Raw genomic sequence first — 20,354 nt, forward strand, 5'->3', positions numbered from 1 at the left:
AGTCCATATCGACAGCCGCATGGGCCACCCTATCTCAACGTCCGAGCGCTCCGTCAGCTCAGCCGCGGCAGCGGCATGCCACAGAAAGAGACCTGATAAGGCGCGCCGTTGACGACCTTGTCGAACCACAGCCGGGTCACCCCGCCGACGTCCTTCTTCGGCGACCAGAAGCCCCCCGGCCGGCGGACCAGTTCGCCCACGCCTTCGAGGTGGAGCGCCTTGCCGCGCGCCAGCAGCGTGACCCGCTCCGCCGTATTGCCCGTGGTATAGACCCCCGCAAGCGGCTTGAGCGCCGGATCGGCGGCGGGCTGCTCGGGCGCACTGGTCCGCGCGAACCATTGCTCGCCCCACCACAGACCGGTGGCGCGATCGCCCTTCACCTCGAACGTCAGCAAATGCCGGTCGAACAACGGATGATCGGTCGCCAGTTCGTTCTCGCCCGACAGTTCGACGCGCCCCTCGGACCCGCCGGCGACCAGCCGCACCCCGCCCGGCACCGCCTTCAGCTCGAACGAGCGACCCTCGGGGCCGAACCAGCGGCCGAGCAGCGGCGCGGGCTTGTCGACCTTGCGATAGGCGAGCGGATCCGGCGCGGCAGGCAGCAGCTTGCCGTCGCGCACCGCGCGGAGCAATTCGATCGCATAAGCGGTGGTCTTGCGCGGGCGATACGGCCCGACGCGACCGTTGACGCTGGCGAAACAGCCCACCCCGGCGACCGGATCGACGTGGAACGAGGAGGTGAACAATTCCATCCCGCCGGTGTGGTGGAGCACCGGTTTGCCGTCGATCTTCACCTTGGCGAAGCCGCTCGCATAACGCGCGCCGGGGCCGAATTCGTCGAGCTCCATATCGTTCGCGAGCAGCGCCTTGGCGTGCGCATCCGACATGATCGGCGCGCCCGTCCCGCGCCCGAGCGCGAGCACGTAACGCAGATAGCCGAGCATCGCATCGCTCGAAGCGGCGACCGCCCCCGAGGCGAAATCGCCCTCGGCGAGCAGCCCCGAGACCATCGGCGATTGCGTCATCACCGGGCGATCCTCGATCATCGGGACATAGCCGGTGGCATAACGCTTGCGATCGGCGGCGAGCAGATGCGCGGTGGCGTCAGTCATCCCCAGCGGGACGAGCACCCGCTCGCGGATCACCTCCGGATGCGGCCGCCCGGTGATGCGGGTGATGATCAGCCCGAGCAGCAGATAGCCGATGTTGCTGTACGAGGCGTGCGATCCCGGCGCGAAACCGTTCCACAACCGGCCGTCGGGCGAAACCGGAAAGACCGGGGCGTCATGCGCGAAGCCGGCGGCGTGGTTGAGCAATTGCTGGGTCGTGATCGGCGCGTCCGGCAGCGGCACGCCGTCCAGATAATGCGAGATCGGCAGATTGAGGTCGAGCCGGCCTTCGTCGGCCAGCGCGTGGATGCACAGAGCGGAGATCGATTTGCTGATCGACCCGATCTCGAACAGATGATCGGCGCGCACCGGCACCTTGTTTTCGACATCGGCCCAGCCGAGCGCGATCGTCGCGGCGAACCCGTCGGCGTCGACGATGCCGATCGTCATCCCCGGCTGTCCGACCGCGGCGAGTTCGGCGGCGGCATAGTCGCGCAATTTGTCGAGCGCCGCGGCATAATCCCGCCCCTTCGACTTTATCACGAGCGTGGCGGGGGTCGCCGCGCGGGCGATCCCCGGCAGCGCGCTTGCCATCATGCCGGCAACGCCCAGTCCCAGCGCTTCTCGCCTGCTGCTGATCATCGATTCCCTTTCGATATAGGTCACTTGGCTTCCACCCCCGGCGCGGACAGGGGTGGGCATTCAGACAGGATGCTCCGGCTTACGGCGGTTTTCATGACGCGAGCGGCGCGGCTTCCGCCTACGACGTGCTGGCGCCGCAGCGGATTCTTCCGCAAATCTGGCGAGCCGAGACTCCGCGACTCCGCCAAACGGCGCGCGCATCGAACCTTCGCCCGAATTCGGGCACACCCCCTTCCCCTGCGTTCACCCCGACACCTGCTCCCCGTTTCCGCGGTGGATGCGCGGGTCAGAAACTGCCGCTCGATTATCTTATCGGATAATATTCTCTTATTGGAGAAAGGTCAACGCGCCCGCCGCGATCACTTTCTCAACGCGCGGACGAGGTCGCGAGCTTGATGCCAAAGGCGATGAAGACCCCGCCGGTCAGCCGATCGAGCCGCCGGATCGCGCTCGGCCGGCGCAGCAGGCGCCCGAGCGGCATCGCCGCCGCGATGAGCGCCGCGAACCAGATGAGCGTGAGCAGCACGTGGACGCAGGCGAGGAAGAAGGAATAACGCGCGACATCGATATGCGCCGGCACGAACTGGGGCAGGAAGGTTACGTAGAACACCCCGATCTTGGGGTTGAGCAAATTGGTCAGCAGCCCCCGGATGAAGGCGTCCCCGCCGGCGGGCGGGGCAGCCTGCCCCGGATCCAACGCGGTCCGCGGCGCGATCAGCAGCTTCGCGCCGAGCCAGCACAGATAGGCCGCGCCGACGATCTTGACGATCGTATAGGCCAGTTCCGACGCCTTGAGCAGCGCGCCGAGCCCCAGCGACACCGCCCCGCCCCAGATCAGGCACCCGACGGTGATCCCCAGCCCGGCGAGGATCGCCGGGCGGCGGCCGTCGACCGTCGCGGTGCGGAGCACCATCGCGGTATCGACGCCCGGCGTGACCGTCAGGATCGACGCTGCGGCGAGAAACGCGAGAAACAAAGGAAGATCGGCCACGGCCGGCGTGTAGCATGTCCCGACGAGGACGCCCACGCTTTCGCGGCACGGTTATGTCGTTACCGCCGCAGCGTTCGCAATGCCGCGACCAGCCGCTCGACGTCGTCGCTGCTGGTGAAGACCCCCGGCGTCACGCGGACGCAGGCACCGCGCGCGGGGCCGTCGCGTTCGACGGTGAAGATGCCGAAACGATCGAGCAATTGCTTCGCCAGCGCGCGATTGTCGGCCATGCTGGTCATCCCCTTCAGCCGGAACGAGGTGAGCGCCGAGGTCAGCCGCGGGTCGCTCGGCGTCAGCACCTCGATCCCGGGCATTGCCCGCCCCTGTTCGGCCCACAGGTCGCGCAGATGGCGGAGCCGCGCCTCCTTGGCGCGGATGCCGATGCGGTGGTGGAAATCGAGTGCGTCGCCCACTGTCAGCAGCGCGGCGATATCGGTCGTCCCGGTGTGGATGCGCTGCTGGATCGTGTCGCGCGCCCCCGGATCCTCGCCGATGCTCAGGTCGATCGCGTCAAGCCGGTCGCGCTTGATGTAGAACAGCCCGACGCCGAGGGGCGCGCCGATCCATTTCTGGCAGGTGTAGCCGATAAAATCGGCGCCGAGATCGCCGACCTTGAAATCGAGCTGCCCGAAGGCATGCGCCGAATCGACGATGACATCGACCCCGCGCGCCCGTGCCATGGCGACGATCTCGCGCACCGGCACCACCAGCCCGGTGCGGTGGCTGACATGGGTGAGCAGCATCAGCCGCACCCTAGGGTGCGCCTTCAGCGCCGCCTCATAGCTGTCGATGATAGTCTGATAGGTCGCCGGTTCGGGAAGCGCGATCGTCACCACCTCAAGCCCGCGCCGCCGTGCCACCGAGCGGAACCCGGCCTGCATGCTGTCGTAATCGAGATCGGCGTAGAGCAACTGATCGCCCGCACGCAGCCGGTTGTAACCGCCGATCAGTCCGAGCAGCGCCTCGGTCGCGCCGCGGGTGAAGGCGATCTCGTCGGGCGCGGCGCCGATCTCCGCCGCAACGCGATCGCGCAGCGCGATCGCATCCGCCCCGAAACCACGCCGCGAGTAGAAGGATGTCTCGGTGTTCACTCGCGCGAGGTGCCGCTGATAGGCGGCGAAGACCGGGCGCGCCATCGCCCCCCAATTGCCGTTCTCGAGCTGGACGATGCCCTTGGGCAGGTCATATTGCGCGGCGATCGTTCGCCAATAAGCTTCGTCGGTCGGCATCGCCCCACCCGCAAAAGAATCCCCGGCCAGCGCGCGGACCGGTGCGGCGAGCGTAGCCGCCGCGACGCCCGCGCCCAAGAGTTCGCGGCGGGTGGAGCCGTTGGTCATTATCGCCGCCCCTCTCAATAACGCCATTCGAGGCGGAGATAATAATTGCCGCCATTGGTGTCATAGGGCGAGTTGCGCGAATAGACGAGGCCGCGGCTCGCCTGGAACAGCGCCTTGTCGGGATAGGTGTTGAACAGATTTTCCGCGCCGATGCGGACGTTGACCTGCTTCGTCACCTGATAGCCGATCGACGCGTCGAAGAAGGCGATCCCGCCGAACTTCTGGAAGATATCGCCGGTCGCATTGCCGCTCGAATCGGTCCACGAACCATAATAGCGCCCGCGCGCCGTCAACGTGACATCGCCGATGTCATAGGTGATCGTCGCGCTGGCATTGTGCTTGGGCAGCCCCTTTTCGAAGATCGTGCGCTGCATCAGGTTGTTCGCCGCGGTGAGCGAGCCCGAGGTCACCTTGGTATCGGTATAGGAATAGGATGCGATGGCGTTGATCCTGCCGCCGCCGAGCGCGTGATTATAGGACACCACCACATCGACGCCGCGCGTGCGCGTATCGAAATCGTTGGTGAAGAAGTTGATGTTGGTGAAATCATTGGCCCCCGCGACGCCCAGCGCGACGAGTTGCTGGCGGATCGCCGGGGTGACGACGAAGGTCGGCGACAGGCTGAAGCGCTTGGTCACCTTGATCTGATAGAGATCGAGCGACCCGCTCAGCCCGTTCGCGGTGCGCCATACCAGCCCGGCGGTCGCGGTCTTCGATTCCTCCGGCTCGAGCGGCTTGGCGCCGAAGAACGCCGCGACCGGGTTGAGCGGCGAGAGCCGGCCGGTGGTGAAGAGCTGGAGCGTCCTGGTATCGAGCCCCTGGCTGATGCTGGTCGAGTTGAGCTGGCCGGGGCTCGGCGCCTTGAACCCGGTCGAATAGGCGCCGCGGATCGCGATGCCCGGCGCCAGCTCGTAGCGCGTCGAGAACTTGTAATTGAAGGTATTGCCGAACGTATTGTAATTTTCGTCGCGCAGCGCGGCTTCGACCGTCCAGGCGCTGGTCAGCGGCACCTGCACGTCGAGATAGCCGGCATAATCGGTCTGGCTCCACGATCCCGCCTGCGTCGGCCCGAAGCCGGGGAAGCCGTTCGACTGCGCGGCCAGCCCGGCGGCGGCACCCGGCCCGACCATATAGGAGGCCGGATCGCCCGCGACGACCTTATAGGTTTCCACCCGCCGCTCGGCGCCGAACGCGATATTCACCGGTTGCGGCAGCCCGGCAACGTCGAGCCGATAGACCGCATCGGCGTTGAGGTTGAATTCGCGCTGGATCTGATGCCCGAGGTTGAAGTTGAACGGGCTTGCCGGCCCCAGCGAGGCGTTGATCGAATTGTTGAGGATGAACTGCGTGTCGTTGACGCCGTAAGACCCGCTGACATCCCAGGTGAAATTGGACGATCCCTTGCTGCGCAGCCCGGCCACCGCCTGCCCGTCATTGGCGCGGATGCCCTCGCGCGGCGCGAACCCCGCCGGATAGATTTTGCGCAGATCGAAACCGGGGAAGAACGGCGCGCCGGGCTTGCCGAAGATATTGTCGTTCACCCCCGGGGTCGGGTTGCGCCAGTTGATGTCATTGGCGCCGCGCGTGCGGGCATAAGTGCCGAAGGCGTAGAGTTCGAGCGCGTCGCCGATCGGGGTCGCGGCATCGACCGCGAATTTGAGCGCCTTGAATTCCGGGTTGCCCCAATGCTGCACCGGATTGGGCACCGCGATCTGCGGATTGGCGGCCTGGAAGGCGATCGCGTCGGGGCGCTGCGCGGTGCGCGAGGTGGCGTCGGAATCGCTATATTCGCCAGTGACGACGACATGCCCGCCGCCGTTGAGCGCGAAGCCCGCGCGCCCGCCGAGCTGCCATTGCCGGCCGTCGCCGCGATAATATTGCGAGCCCTGGCCGTAGACCGAGAAACCCGGCTTGTCGTCGAGGATGATATTGATCACCCCGGCGATCGCATCCGAGCCATATTGCGCCGACGCGCCGTCGCGCAGCACCTCGACATGGCTGATGTCATAGGACGGGATCTGCGCGAGATCCGCCGCCTGCGCGCCGCCCGCGCCGCCGTTGAGAAAGGCCGAGCGGTGGAAGCGCTTGCCGTTGACCATCACCAGCGTCATGTCCGGCGACAGCCCGTCGAGCGATGCGGGACGGACGAACTGCGGGCCGTCCGACGACGGCAGACGCTTGACGGTGAAGGTCGGGACGAGCTGCGCGAGCTTGGTGTCGAGGCTGCTCGACACGGTCGACTGGATCGTCTTGGCGGAGAAGACATCGACCGGCGACAGCGCGGAAAACTGGGTTTGCGCCTGCGACCGCGTACCCGTCACGATGACGGTATCCGCGCTGTCGGCGGTATCCGCGGCCGGGGCGGCCCCGTCGTCTTCGGGAAGCGCGCGCGTCTCCGCGGCCGCCGGCACCGCCAGCGAAGAAACCAATAGCAACGCATTGAACCGCGCGCAGAACGACGCCTTCATATCCCCGTGTCCCTCCCGGATGGTGAGCGCGGAGCTATGGCGAGGCTCAATGACGGTAAGGCTACGCCTCTGTTAAGGAAAAGAGAAAGCCGGGCCGGCCTTTACGGGAGCGCAACGAAGCGGTGACCGGCGGCCAGTCTCCGCGATATCCTACGCCGCCGCCACCGCCGCCTGCTGCGCGGCGAACCACGGCGTCAGGCGGCGCAGGGCCTCCTCGACGCGATCGGTCGACACCGCGAAGCTGAAGCGCATGAAGCGATGCCCCTCGACCGGATCGAAATCGACCCCCGGCGCGGTGGCGACTCCGGTATCGACCAGCAGCCGCATGCAGAAATCCATGCTGTCGTCGGTCAGATGCCCGATATCGGCATAGATATAGAAAGCCCCGTCGGGCGGCGCGATCCGCCGCAATCCCAGCGCGGGCAGCGCGGCGAGCATCAGCTCGCGGTTGCGCGCATAGGTGCGGATATGCCCTTCCAGCTCGTCGCGCTCGTCGAATGCGATCAGCCCGGCATGCTGCGCCAGCGACGGCGGGGTGAGGAACAGATTGCCCATCCGCGCGCGCGCCGCGTCGATCAGCTCGGGCGGCACCACCAGCCAGCCGAGCCGCCAGCCGGCCATGCTGAAATATTTGGAGAAGCTGTTGACGATCAGCGCGCCGGCGTCGTCGCGCAGCATCGATCGCGCGGGGCCGACATAGCTCAGCCCGTGATAGATTTCGTCCGAGACGATGCGGATGCCGCGCCGGCGGCACACCGCGGCGATCGCCGCCATTTCCTCGGGCGCGACGATCGTCCCGGTCGGGTTGGCGGGGCTGGCGAGGATCAGCCCGTGCGGCGCGGGGTCGAGCCGTTCGATCGCCTCGGCGGTGACCTGGAACCTTTCCGCCTCGCCGCAGGGGATTTCCACCGCTTCGAGATGCAGCGCCTTCACCGTGTTGCGATAGGCGACATAGCCGGGCCGCGCGAACGCCACCCGCTCGCCCGGCGCGAACACGCACGACAGAGCGAGAACGAGCGCGGGCGAGGCCCCGCAGGTCAGGATGATCTGCTCGGGATCGATCGTCAGCCCCTGCGTTTCGGCATAATGCCGCGCGATCCGCGCCTTGAGCGCGCCGCTCTCCCAATAGCCCATCGGATCATGGTCGAGCACATGATGCGCGGCGGCGATCGCGGCGGCGGGTGCGCCCGTGGAGGGCTGGCCGAATTCCATATGGATGATCGAGCGCCCCTCCGCGGTCAGGCGATGCGCCGTACGGCTGATGGCGATGGCGTGGAACGGATCGATGATAGCGGACATGCGAACCACTTAACGCCAGTAACGGCGAATTGCGATCTCAAGCTGGATCGCGGCGATAACCGGAGGGCATGCCCCGCCGGCACAAAAAGCTGTGGAAATCGCCCGCGATTTTCGGCTAAGCGCCGCGCAGCATGATCACGGCACGAGCCCTTCTTACGATCCTTGCGACGGCGCGACTTACCGCCGGCGCTTCGGTCGTGCAGGGTCGGAGCAGCCGCATTCGAATTACGAGCTGCCGGATCAACTGATCCGGCGCGCCGTCCGCGCCGCTGCACCGGCGCATCTTTCATTCGAATGATGAGTGCTTTTCCATGTCCAATGTCATGTCGCGCGCGGCGTCTGCGCGCCGGAATCAGTCTGCCGAAACCAAGGTGCCGCGTGAGCGGATCGTCACTTTGTCGGTCGCCGCCGACCTCTGCCCGCAGGCGCTGCTCCGCGTGCTCGGGCTGATCGCGCAGCACAATATCCTCCCGCTCTCGATCGCGGCGGAGCGGCGCGAGGGGGTGCAGCATTTCGCGGTCGACGTCGACAATCTCCCCGATCACGCGCTGGCGGTGCTGCTCGCCAAGATCGAGGCGATCGTCGCGGTGCAATCGGCGTCGGTGCGTCCCGCCGAGCGGGCGCGCCTGCCCGCCTGAGCGACCGGCGCGCTTTTTTCTCCACCTCTCCTGCCACCCCGGCTCGAGGCCGGGGTGGCGGCGCGCGTTTACGTGCGACGCCCCTCCCGAAACCAGATCCCGCCCTTCGCAATCTAATTTGATCATTGACATGATCGAAAAAGATCGAGATTGAACGATTGTGGAAAGTCGCCGTGTGAGCGATTCCGCCCGCCGGACGACGCGCGGAAAAACAAGAGTTCGAACGATTCAGACGGGGAGGATCTATGAACACCGAAGTTCGACCGCAGCCTAATTCACGTCGGGCGACGCTCGCCGGGCTCTCGACGCTCGCGATCGCGGTGATGCTGGCCGCCGCCGGCACCGCGCAGGCGCAGACCGCCGCCGCGACCGACACGATCGGCGCGCAGCCCGATGCGCAGCCCGCCGAGGATCAGGCCGATGTCGTCGTCACCGGCACGTTGCTGCGCGGGGTCGCCCCCACCGGCACCAATGTGATCGGCATCACGCAGGACACGATCGTCGCGCGCGGCGTCAATTCGTCGAACGATCTTCTCGCCAAGATCCCGCAGGTCGGCAATTTCGGCACGATCCCGGTCGGCCTCGCCAATTTCGGGCTGCCGATCGTGCGCCCCAATATCCGCAACCTCGGCGCATCGGGCGGCAACACCACGCTCGTGCTGCTCAACGGCCAGCGCGGGGTCGGCGCGGGAATCCTGCAGACCACGATCGATCCCTCGATCCTGCCGCCCGACGTGCTCGAGCGTGTCGAGGTGGTGCCCGACGGCGGCTCGGCGGTCTATGGCTCGGATGCGATCGGCGGGGTGATCAACTTCATCACCCGCAAGCGCTTCGACGGCGTGTCGGCCAATATGCGCTACGGCTTCGTCGGCGATTACCGCTCGGTCGACGGTAATCTCACCGTCGGCAAGGATTGGGGCAGCGGCTCGCTCTACCTCTCTTATGCCTATGTCTGGCACAATGAGATCTACAACAAGGACCGCGACTATACCTCGCCCGATCTCCGCGCGAAGGGCGGCAGCGATTTCCGTGTCACCACCTGCGCGCCGGGCAATATCCAGGTCGGCGCGACCAATTACGCGCTCCCGGGGCTCGTCGCCGGCACGGTCAACAAGTGCGATCCGAATGCCTATGCCACACTGTTCCCGCGCGAGCGGCGCAATTCGGTTTTCGGCTCGTTCACCCAGCGGCTCAACGACAGCGTCAGTTTCTCGGCAACCGCTTATTGGTCGCGGCGCGACACGACCGTGAGCGAGGCACCGGGGATGATGTCGGGCACGATCTCGGTGCTCAACCCGTTCTTCCGCTCAATCACCGGCGAATTGCAGCAGAATGCGTCTTTTTCGTTCGCCGACGTCTTCGGCAACAGCCTGAAGAGCCGCCAGCGCTTCGAATCCTACGGCGTCACCCCGGGCTTCTCGTTCAAGCTCAGCGACAAGTGGCAGCTTCGCGCCGAGAGCAATTTCGGCCGCAGCTATAATCAGGTGCGCGAAGGCGCGATCGACACGACGACCGCCACATTGGCGCTCGCCGGGCTAATCCCCGGGATGGCACTCAACCCCTATAACCTCTCCGCCAGCAGCCCCGCCGCGCTCGCCGCGATCCGCAATTACGAAAATTACGGCGATGCGACGCAGGAAATGGCCGATGGCCGGCTGATCCTCGATGGCTCGCTCGCCCAGCTTCCCGGCGGCGACGTGCGCCTCGCGGTCGGCGCGGAATATTATTATGCCGGGCTCGCCTCGCGGATCGCGCAAGGGGCGGTCGGGTCCTATGCCAATGTCAAAACCTCGCGCACCTCGCGCGACGTGCGTTCGGCCTTCGGCGAATTGATGATCCCGCTGATCGGGCCGGAAAACGGCAGCCCCGGCCTGCGCGGACTGCAGCTTTCGGGGTCGATCCGCTACGACGATTACAGCGATCAGGGCGGCACCACCAATCCGAAGGTCGGCATCAATTACAAGCCGATCAGCGACCTGACGATCCGCGGCAATTACGGCACCTCGTTCAACGCGCCGAGCCTCGCGGATACCAGCAGCACGTCGGATTCACGCGCGACCGCGCTCCCGTTCAGCCCGTTCATCGCGCCGGGGGCGAGCCCGCTCAACCAGTTGCGCTCGACCGTCGTGCTGGCGGGGGGCAATCCCAAGCTGCGCCCCGAACGCGCGCATACCTGGTCGGTCGGGTTCGACTGGGCACCGAGCCGGATTCCCGGCCTCGCGCTCAACCTCACTTATTATAATGTGCGGTTCAAGGACGCGATCGGGCTCGTGCCGTTCACCCAGCCGACGTTGTTCACCCAGCCCAATTTCGCCGGCTATTATATCGTCAACCCCACGCTGGCGCAGGCCAAGGCGCTGGTCGGCAACCTCAATGTGGTCGGCGCGCCGAGCATCGACTCGCTCTATGCCGGGGGCAAGAGTCCGTATATCGTGATCGACGCGCGGCGTAACAATCTCGGCGCGGTCAATACCGACGGGCTCGATTTCAACCTGTCCTATGTCCGCAAGACCGGGTTCGGCGCGATCAACGCGAGCGTCGCGGGCACCTATACGCTCAACCGCAAATCGCAGGCGGTGGCCGGCGGCCCGTTCGCCGACGATCTCGAGAACGGCGTCGGCCGCCTCTCCTTCGTCGCCACATTGGGTGGCAAGGCGGGCGGGTTCGTCGGATCGGCCTCGTTCAACTACAGGGGCGGTTATCCGATCCTCCTCGTGCCGCAGCAGACGCGGGTGGACGCCTTCAAGACCGTCGATCTGTTCCTCGGTTACGATCTCGGCGAGCACGGCTTCGTCAAGAATGCGATGCTGACCGTCAACATCGACAATGTGTTCGATCAGGATCCGCCGTGGCTCAACACGTCCGCCGCCTATACCAATGGCACCACGCTGGGTAGGCTCGTAACGTTCGGTATCCGAACCAAATTCTAGGAGGGGGTCATCAAGCCGGTGTCATTTCCGTGGTCGATCCCGACGATCGGCGTGGCGGCCCTGCTCGCCGTCGCCGCAGCCGCAGAGGGGGCCGATCCCGCCCCCTCACGGCTCACGGTTGAATATACCGACGCCGCGCTCGGCATCGACGAACCCGCGCCGCGTCTCGGCTGGCAGCCGAGCGCGCGGCGGCAGATCGCCTATCGCATCCGCGTCGCAGACAGCGCCGAGGCGCTCGAGACCGATCGGCCATTGTGGGACAGCGGCCGGATCGCCTCCGCCGCCAATGCGCAAATCCCCTATGCCGGCACCGCGCTTGCCGCGCGGACGCGTTATTGGTGGCAGGTCAAGACATGGGACATCGACGGCCGCGAAAGCGGCTGGAGCCGACCGGCGTGGTGGGAAATGGGGCTGCTCACCCCCGCCGACTGGTCCGCGCAATGGATCGCCGGCCCCGCGCGCCGCGATCACGACTGGGCCGATCTCCGCTTCACCAGCGACCTGACGCTGACAGGCAATTCGATCGACCTGCTGTTCCGCGCGCGCGCCGCGGGCAAGACCTATGGCGAGGCCTATGTCTGGACGCTCGCCGAGGAAAAGACCGGCGCGGTGCTGATCGCGCGGGTGCGGCATTATCCGGGCGGCTCGAGCTCGGGGGTCAAGCTCACCGAATTGAAGCGCGTACCGCTCACCGGCGTCACCTTGAAGGGCGTCCGCCACCGCATCACGATCACCGCGCGCGGCACGAGCATCGTCACCGCGATCGACGGCAGGCAGGTCGATACGATCACCGATGCCGCGCAGACCCACGGCACGATCGGCTATTCCTCGCGCGACGCCAAGGCCGCGACGATCCACGCCGCCGAGGTGACCGGCACCGGCAGCCCGGCATTCGCGACGCGCTTCGCGGCCAACGACAATCCGTTCGTCGGCGGCACGGTCGAGGCCGACGGGCTGGTCGTCGCGGCCGGGGTGCCGAATATCGATATCGTCCTGCCGATCGAATCCCCCGCCCCGCTGGTCCGCAAGGATTTCACGCTGCCGGCGAAGCCGATCGCCGCGGCGCGGCTCTATGTCGCCGGGGCGGGCTGGCCGCGCGTCCACCTCAACGGCGGCACGATCGGTGCGAGCGCGATGGCGAGCGGGTTCACCGCCTATGACAAGCGCGTCCTCTACCAGACCTATGACGTCACCGATCGCGTCCGCGTCGGACGCAACGTGCTCGGCGCCGAACTGGGGCGTGGCTGGTATGGCCTCACCGATCCCAACGAATGGTATTTCAACGAGGCACCGTGGCACGGCGAGCCCGCGCTCAAGACCCAGCTCGAGGTGACGTTCGCCGACGGCTCGCGCCAGACGATCGCGAGCGATGCGAGCTGGCGAACGATCTCTGGCCCGACGCTCAACGATTCGCTCCACCGCGGCGAGCGCTATGACGCGCGGCTGCTGCCGGCCGGCTGGGACATGCCCGGCTTTGCGGGCAAGGGCTGGGGCGCGGTACAGACCGTATCCGGGCCGAAGGGGGTGCTGCAGGCCGCCAATGTCGAGCCGATCGCCCCGGTCGCGGACATCCGTCCAGTCTCGCTCAAGGAGGTGAAACCCGGCGTCTGGGTCTACGATTTCGGGCGGATCTTCGCTGGCTGGACCGCGCTCGACGTCAGCGGGCCGCGCGGCGCCACCGTCTCGCTCGTCGCGAGCGAGCGTATCGGCGACGACGGGCTTGTCGTCCCCGCCTCGGGGCTGATCGACGCGCAGCTCCAGACCGATCGCTACACGCTCGCCGGCAAGGGACGCGAACATTGGGCGCCGAGCTTCGGCTATCGCGGCTTCCGCTATGTCGAGCTACGCGGCTTCCCCGGCACCCCGACATTGGCGACGCTGACCGGCAAGGTCGCACATTCGGCGGTCGCCGCGGTGGGCAGCTTCACCAGCGCCGATCCGCTGCTCAACCAGATCGATCAGGCGGCGATCGCCACGATCCTCAACAATATGCACGGCTATCAGACCGATACGCCGACCTATGAGAAAAACGGCTGGACCGGCGACGCCCAGGCATCGGCGGGCGCGGCGGCGCGCAGCCTCGATATCTCGCGCGTCTGGACCAAATGGCTCACCGATTTCCCCGATGCGCAGGCGGCGAGCGGCGAGCTCCCCGAGATCGTCCCCGCCACCCCCTTCTACGGCTATGAGGGGACGCCCGGCTGGTCGTTCGTCTGGGGGCCGTCGACCCCGTGGGACGTCGCGGCGATGATCCTGCCGTGGGAATTGTATCAGACGCAGGGCGACACCCGCATCCTCGCGCGGATGCACGAGATGCAGAAGCGGCTGGTCGATTATACCGCCACCGTCTTCAAGGCGCCCGACTATCGCCACAACACCGGGCTCAGCGAATGGAGCGCGCCCGGCCCGCTCGATATCTTCGCCACCAACAATGGCGGGATCGATGCGATCACCGTGGCCTATTTCTTCCACGAGGCGGATCTGCTGGCGAAATCCTCCGCGGTGATCGGCAATACCGCCGATGCGACCCGCTATGCCGCGCTCGCCGCCGATATCCGCCGCGCCTATAATGCGCGTTATTGGGATGCCGCGAACGGCTGGTATCGCACGCTCGACGACAAGGGCGCGGCCAAGGCGCCCACCCAGTCGCAGAATATCCTGCCGCTCGCCTTCGGGATGACGCCCGCTGGGGCGGAGCAGAAGGTCGCCGATACGATCGCGCGCGATGTCGAGGCGCGCGGGCTGCGCGCCGGGGTTTATGGCACGCGCTATCTGCTCGATATCCTCAGCGATTACGGCCACGCCGACCTCGCCTATCGCGTCGCGACGCGCACCGACGAGCCGAGCTGGGGCTATTGGATCAGGAACGGGCATTCGACGATGTTCGAGGCGTGGACGCTCAAGGCGCGCTCACTCGATCATCATTATTTCGGGTCGATCGCGGACTGGATGCGCCAGCGGCTCGCCGGCCTGCGCCCCGGCGCGCCGGGCTATCGCAGCGTCGTGATCCGCCCCGAAATCCCGCGCGGGCTCGCCTCGGCCGCCGCGACGATGGCGACCCCGCAGGGCGAGGCGCGCGCCGCGTGGCAGGTCGACAACGGCCGGCTAAGCCTCACCGCGACGATCCCGCTGAACGCGACCGGCGAGATCTGGGTGCCGGCCGGGTTCGGCGCCGTGGGTTCGGTGCCGGAGGGTGCGACCTTGCTGCGCAAGACCGATGCCGCGACGGTATACGCCACCGGCCCGGGCAGCTTCACCTTCGTCACCGGGGATCATCGATGAAAGCCGTTCTGCCTGCGCTCGCACTGCTGCTCGCCGCCGCCGCGCCGGCCGATCAGGCCCCCGTGGTGCACACCGACGGCGGCGCATTGCGCGGCGCGAGCGCCGACGGCATCGCCAGCTTCAAGGGCATTCCCTATGCCGCGGCGCCGGTCGGCGCGCTGCGCTGGCACGCCCCCGTGCCGGTCGCGGGCTGGACCGGCACGCGCGACGCGACCGGCTATGGCAATGATTGCGTCCAGTCGCGGATGCCGGGCGACGTCGCCAACAGCAATCAGCCGATGAGCGAGGATTGCCTGTTCCTCAACGTCTGGACGCCCCGGCCACGCGCCGGTGCCAGGCTGCCGGTGATGGTCTATATCCACGGCGGCGGCTTCTCGACCGGATCGGGCAGCGCAGCGATCCTCGATGGGACGCGGTTAGCCGCGCGCGGCGTAGTGGTCGTGACGCTCAACTATCGCCTCGGGCGGTTCGGTTTCTTCGCCACCCCCGCGCTCACCCGCGAGGCGGCGGGCGGCGCGACCGGCAATTGGGGGCTGATGGACCAGATCGCCGCGCTCGACTGGGTCAGGCGCAACATCGCGGCGTTCGGCGGCGACGCGGCGAACGTCACCGTCTTCGGCGAATCCGCCGGCGGGGAATCGGTCGGCCGGCTGATGGTCTCGCCCGCCGCCAAGGGGCTGTTCGTTAAGGCGATCGCGGCCTCGGGCGGCGGGCGGGATAGCTGGCCCGATCTCGCCGCGGCCGAGGCGAAGGGCGTCGCCTTCGCGACCAGAGAGAATGTCGCGCCCAACGATCTCATCGCGTTGCGCGCGCTCCCCGCCGACAAGGTGCAGGGCGGCATCAACCTGCTCAACGGCGACGAGGCGCATTATTCCGGCCCGATCACCGACGGGCGCATCGTCACCGGCGATACCGACACCTTGCTCGCCGCGGGTGCGGCGCGCGGCATCAGCGCTATCGTCGGCTCGAACAGCGACGAGCTCGGGTTCATCCCGGCGCCCTTTCGCAAGGCATTCGCCGAAAAGGCCAGCGCGACGCTCGGCCCCGCCGCCGACGCGGTGCGCGCAGCTTATGGCTCGGCGGAGAATTATGAGCGCCACGTTTCGAGCGACCTCACCTTCACCGAACCCGCTTTCTCGCTCGCGACGCGCGCGACGACGGCGGGGGCGCCGACCTGGCTCTATCGCTTCGGCTATGTCGCCGAGGAAAAACGCGCGTCGCTGCCCGGCGCGGTCCATGCCTCCGACGTGCCGTTCCAGTTCGACAATCTCGCCGCGGCCGGCATCAAGCCGACCGCGGCCGATCTGGCGGCGGCGAAGCAGGTCGCCGATTACTGGACGCACTTCGCCAAAACGGGCGATCCCAACGCCAAGGGCCTGCCCGCCTGGCCGCGCTTCGTGCCGGCCGCACCGGTGATGCTGCGGATCGCCGGCGACAAGACCGACACTGCCCCCGCCGATGCGCCGACGATCAAGGCGATCGCCGCCGCGCGTGACGCGGCGAAGAAGAAATGAGGAAGCCAATGATGCGTATCCTTGCCCGCTTGGCCGCGCTTCTCGCGCTGGTCGCTGGCGCCACGACGGCGCAGGCGCAACAGGCGATCCGCCTGTGGCCCAATGGCGCCCCCGGATCGATGGGCGCGATGCAGCCCGAGACCACCGCGACCAAGGCGCCATATGGCCGGATCACCCGCAACGTTTCCGATCCGACGCTGACCGTCTTCGCGCCCGATCCCAAGATCGCCACCGGCACCGCGGTGATCGTCGCGCCGGGCGGCGGCTTCCATATGCTGTCGATCGAGAATGAGGGCGATGGCGTCGCGAAATGGCTCAACAGCCTCGGCATCACCGCCTTCGTGCTGCGCTACCGGCTGGTCCCGACCAATGACAATTTCGGGATGGTGCTGTTCGGCCGGCTGATGAACCGCAAGTCGCTGGTGCAGGCGATCACCCCGCTCCGCCCGCTCGCCACCGCCGACGGCGCGGAAGCGGTGCGCTACGTCCGCGCCAATGCCGCGAAATACGGGGTGAAGCCTGATCGCATCGGGATGATGGGCTTTTCCGCCGGCGGCGCGGTGACGGTGTGGACGGTGATGGCCGCCAAGCCGGCCAGCCGCCCCGATTTCGTCGTGACGATGTACCCCGGGGTGGTGGGCGATGCGTTCAACGTGCCGGCCAAGGCGCCGCCGCTGCTCGCGATGGCCGCCAAGGACGATCCGCTCGTCGGCACCGATCCCGTGCGGGTCGTCGATGCGTGGAAAGCCGCCGGGGCGGAAGCCTCGCTGATCACCTTCGCCAACGGCGGCCACGGCTTCGGCATCGCCAAGAGCGGCAAGGCCTCCGACACCTGGACCGGGCAGGCGCAGGCGTGGTTCGCCGCGAAAGGATTGCTCCGCAAATGAACATGCATGTCGGTACGCTCGGCGCGCTCGCCGCTTTGCTCCTCGCCTCGAGCAGCAACCCCGCCCCCGTCGCGGCAACCCAGCCCGGCACCCCCGCCGGCGGCGCCTGCGCGGCGCTCACCGGGCTAACGCTCGCCGACGGCAAGGTCGTCGCGGCGGAGGAAGTCGCGAAGGGCGCGATGGTCACCACCAAAGAGGGGGTGCCCGGCCTCCCCTCGCAGGTCGCCTTCTGCCGCGTCCGCGCGACGCTCACCCCCACGCCGCGCTCGTCGATCAAGGTCGAGGTGTGGCTGCCGCTCACCGCGGCGTGGAACGGCAAGCTGCTCGGTGCGGGCAATGGCGGCTATGGCGGGAGCATGTTGCTGCCCCAGCTCACGATGCAGGGCGCGCTCGCCAGGGGCTATGCCACCGTCGGCACCGATATGGGGCATGTCGGCACCGCCGATACCGACGCCAAATGGGCGCTCAACGCGCCCGAGAAGATCGTCGACTTCGGGCATCGCGCCAATCACCTCGCCGCCGGCACCGGCCGCGCGGTGATCGCGGCTTATTACGGCAATGCCCCCAGGGCGGCCTATTTCCAGGGCTGTTCCGACGGCGGACGCGAGGCGCTGATGGAGGCGCAGCGTTACCCGGAGGATTATGACGCGATCATCGCCGGCGCCCCCGCCAATGCCTGGACGCGGATGATGGCTGCCTTCATGCGCGACGACCGCGCGGTCTTCGCCCGCCCCGAATCCGCCATCCCCAATGCCAAGCTCAAGCTGCTGCAGGATGCCGCGATCGCGCAATGCGACACGAAGGACGGAGTGAAGGACGACGTGCTCGACGATCCGCGCGGCTGCGGCTTCGATCCGGCGGTGCTCCAGTGCAAGGCGGGCGACGAGGCCACGTGCCTCACCGCGGGTCAGGTGACCGCGGCACGCACGCTCTATCGCGGCGCGCTCGACGCCAAGGGGCGGCCATTCTTCCCCGGCTATATGCCCGGCGCGGAGGCGGTGCCCGGCACCTGGGACGTGTGGCTCACCGGCCCCAAGGCGCAGCACGGCGTGTTCGCCACCGAATTCTACCGCTACATGGTCCATTCGAACCCCGAATGGCAGCCCGGCGCGTTCGACTTCGCGCGCGATTATGCCGCCGGCCGCCGGCTCGCGCCGCTGCTCGACAGCGACAGCCCGGATCTCGGCGCCTTCCTCAAGCGCGGAGGCAAGCTGATCCTCTATCACGGCTGGAACGACGCCGCGATTCCGCCCGAGAATACGATCGCCTATTTCGAGGCGGTGACGAAGCGCCTGCCCGCCGAGGCCAGCAAATCGGTGCGGCTGTTCATGGCGCCGGGGATGTCGCATTGCCTCGCCGGCCCCGGCCCCAATGTGTTCGACGCGCTCGGCACGCTCGACACATGGCGTCAGGGCGGCCCGGCGCCCGAGACGATGATCGCGACCAAGTTCGACAACGATCTGTTCGGCTATCTCGGCTTCCCGGCCAAGCCGCTCCGCACCCGCCCGCTCTGCGCCTGGCCCAAGGTCGCGCGCTGGACCGGCAAGGGTTCGACCGACGACGCGGCCAATTTCACCTGCGTCGCGCCGGGGATGAAATCGTGACGCTCACCCTCAGCCACGTCCACGGCACCCAGGCCCCGCCGCTGATCGAGCATACGATCGGCGAGGCGCTGGCGCAGGCCGCGGCGCGCTGGGGCGAGCGCGAGGCTCTGGTCTCGGTCGAACAGGGCATCCGCTGGACGTTCGCGGAACTGCTCGATCGCGCCGATGCGTTTGCCGCCGGGCTGCTCGCGCTCGGGCTCGAACCGGGCGAGCGGATCGGGATCTGGGCGCATAATTGCGTCGAATGGACCGTCACCCAATTCGCCGCGGCGCGCGCCGGGCTGGTGCTGGTGACGATCAACCCCGCCTATCGCACCAGCGAGGCGGCGTTCACGATGGCCAAGGCCGGGCTTGCCGCTTTGGTGTTCACCGATCGCTTCAAGACCAGCGATTATGCCGCGATGGTCGCCGAGATCGGGCCCGACCTCCCTGCGCTGCGCCGGATCGTCTGCATCGGCACCGCGACGCATCCCGGCTGGATCGCGTTCGATGACGTTGCGGGCCACGCCGACGACGCCGCGCGCCAGCGGCTCGCCGCGATCGGCCCGACGCTCGATGCAGGCGACGCGATCAACATCCAGTTCACCAGCGGCACCACCGGCCACCCCAAGGGCGCGACGCTCAGCCACCGCAACATCCTCAACAACGGCTTCTTCGTCGGCCTCGCCCAGCGGCTCCAGCCCGGCGACCGGCTCTGCATCCCGGTCCCGCTCTATCATTGCTTCGGGATGGTGATGGGCAATCTCGCCTGCCTCACCCACGGCGCGACGATGGTCTATCCCGCCGCCGGTTTCGACGCGGGCTCGGTGCTCGCGACGATCGAGCGCGAGCGCTGCACCGCGCTTTACGGCGTACCGACGATGTTCATCGCGCTGCTCGGCCACGCAAAGCTCGACCGGACCGACCTGTCGTCGCTGCGCACCGGAGTGATGGCCGGCGCGGTCTGCCCCGAGCCGCTGATGCGCGGGGTGATCGAACGGCTCCACATGCCCGAGATCACGATCGCTTATGGCATGACCGAAACCAGCCCGGTGAGCTTCCAGACCGCGGTCGACGATCCGTTCGATCGCCGCGTCGGCTCGATCGGACGGGTCCAGCCGCATCTCGAATGCAAGGTGGTCGGCGAGGATGGCGCGACGCTTCCGGTCGGCACCCCGGGCGAGCTGTGCACCCGCGGTTATTCGGTCATGCTCGGCTATTGGGACGAACCCGAAAAGACCGCCGCGGTGATCGATGCCGCGGGCTGGATGCATTCGGGCGATCTCGCGGTGATCGACGCGGCGGGATATGGCACCGTCGTCGGCCGGCTGAAGGATATGGTGATCCGCGGCGGCGAGAATATCTATCCGCGCGAGATCGAGGAATTCCTCTACAGCCACCCCGCGGTCGAGGACGTCGCGGTGATCGGCGTGCCCGACGAGCGGATGGGCGAGGAATTATGCGCCTGGATCCGTCTGCGCGCCGACAGTGCCGGCGACGAGGAAGAAATTCGGGCTTTCTGTCGCGGCCGGATCGCGCATTATAAGGTGCCACGCTACGTCCGTTTCGTTGATAGTTTTCCCACCACCGTGACCGGCAAGGTCCAGAAATATCTGATCCGCGAGGCGATGATCGCTGAGCTGGCTTTCGCAACCACCAACCAAGGATGACCAA

12 protein-coding genes are annotated in these 20,354 nt (G+C 67.4%); 7 read left to right on the forward strand and 5 right to left on the reverse strand.

Annotated elements, in window-relative coordinates:
• Window positions 1–53: 53 nt before the first annotated feature.
• The 5 genes from NED98_RS16555 to NED98_RS16575 form a co-directional block, all read right to left on the reverse strand.
• Window positions 54–1,751 carry a serine hydrolase domain-containing protein gene (locus tag NED98_RS16555; protein WP_265313711.1) on the reverse strand — a complete coding sequence of 566 codons (1,698 nt, stop codon included), beginning with the start codon at window positions 1,749–1,751 and terminating at the stop codon, window positions 54–56.
• Between the two features lie 367 nt (window positions 1,752–2,118).
• Entirely contained in the window at window positions 2,119–2,742 is a 624-nt protein-coding gene (locus NED98_RS16560; protein WP_265313712.1) for a LysE family translocator, read from the reverse strand.
• Window positions 2,743–2,801: 59 nt separating this feature from the next.
• On the reverse strand, window positions 2,802–4,079 hold the full coding sequence (locus NED98_RS16565; protein WP_265313713.1) for an aminotransferase class V-fold PLP-dependent enzyme: 1,278 nt from the start codon (window positions 4,077–4,079) through the stop codon (window positions 2,802–2,804).
• 14 nt (window positions 4,080–4,093) lie between these two features.
• Window positions 4,094–6,547, reverse strand: coding sequence for a TonB-dependent receptor plug domain-containing protein (locus NED98_RS16570; protein ID WP_265313714.1), 2,454 nt, complete (start codon window positions 6,545–6,547; stop codon window positions 4,094–4,096).
• A gap of 150 nt (window positions 6,548–6,697) precedes the next feature.
• Window positions 6,698–7,846, reverse strand: coding sequence for a pyridoxal phosphate-dependent aminotransferase (locus NED98_RS16575; RefSeq protein WP_265313715.1), 1,149 nt, complete (start codon window positions 7,844–7,846; stop codon window positions 6,698–6,700).
• Between the two features lie 311 nt (window positions 7,847–8,157).
• Between NED98_RS16575 and NED98_RS16580 the strand changes: the two genes are divergently transcribed.
• From NED98_RS16580 to NED98_RS16610, 7 genes are all read left to right on the forward strand, one after another.
• Window positions 8,158–8,484, forward strand: coding sequence for an ACT-like domain-containing protein (locus NED98_RS16580; RefSeq protein ID WP_265313716.1), 327 nt, complete (start codon window positions 8,158–8,160; stop codon window positions 8,482–8,484).
• Window positions 8,485–8,729: 245 nt separating this feature from the next.
• Window positions 8,730–11,414, forward strand: a complete 2,685-nt coding sequence (locus tag NED98_RS16585) for a TonB-dependent receptor domain-containing protein (protein ID WP_265313717.1) — start codon at window positions 8,730–8,732, stop codon at window positions 11,412–11,414.
• Window positions 11,415–11,432: 18 nt separating this feature from the next.
• A complete protein-coding gene (locus NED98_RS16590; protein ID WP_265313718.1) occupies window positions 11,433–14,696 on the forward strand; it encodes a family 78 glycoside hydrolase catalytic domain in 3,264 nt (1,087 codons plus the stop codon).
• Window positions 14,693–16,210 carry a carboxylesterase/lipase family protein gene (locus tag NED98_RS16595; RefSeq protein WP_265313719.1) on the forward strand — a complete coding sequence of 506 codons (1,518 nt, stop codon included), beginning with the start codon at window positions 14,693–14,695 and terminating at the stop codon, window positions 16,208–16,210. Before NED98_RS16590 ends, NED98_RS16595 begins: the two co-directional genes overlap by 4 nt.
• Before the next feature lie 11 nt (window positions 16,211–16,221).
• A complete protein-coding gene (locus tag NED98_RS16600; RefSeq protein WP_265313720.1) occupies window positions 16,222–17,097 on the forward strand; it encodes an alpha/beta hydrolase in 876 nt (291 codons plus the stop codon).
• On the forward strand, window positions 17,094–18,701 hold the full coding sequence (locus NED98_RS16605) for a tannase/feruloyl esterase family alpha/beta hydrolase (protein ID WP_265313721.1): 1,608 nt from the start codon (window positions 17,094–17,096) through the stop codon (window positions 18,699–18,701). The genes NED98_RS16600 and NED98_RS16605 overlap by 4 nt, the downstream gene beginning before the upstream one ends.
• Window positions 18,698–20,350, forward strand: coding sequence for an AMP-binding protein (locus tag NED98_RS16610; RefSeq protein ID WP_265313722.1), 1,653 nt, complete (start codon window positions 18,698–18,700; stop codon window positions 20,348–20,350). Before NED98_RS16605 ends, NED98_RS16610 begins: the two co-directional genes overlap by 4 nt.
• The last annotated feature ends 4 nt before the right edge of the window (window positions 20,351–20,354 follow it).

This window comes from Sphingomonas lycopersici (genome assembly GCF_026130605.1).
GTDB lineage: Bacteria > Pseudomonadota > Alphaproteobacteria > Sphingomonadales > Sphingomonadaceae > Sphingomonas > Sphingomonas lycopersici.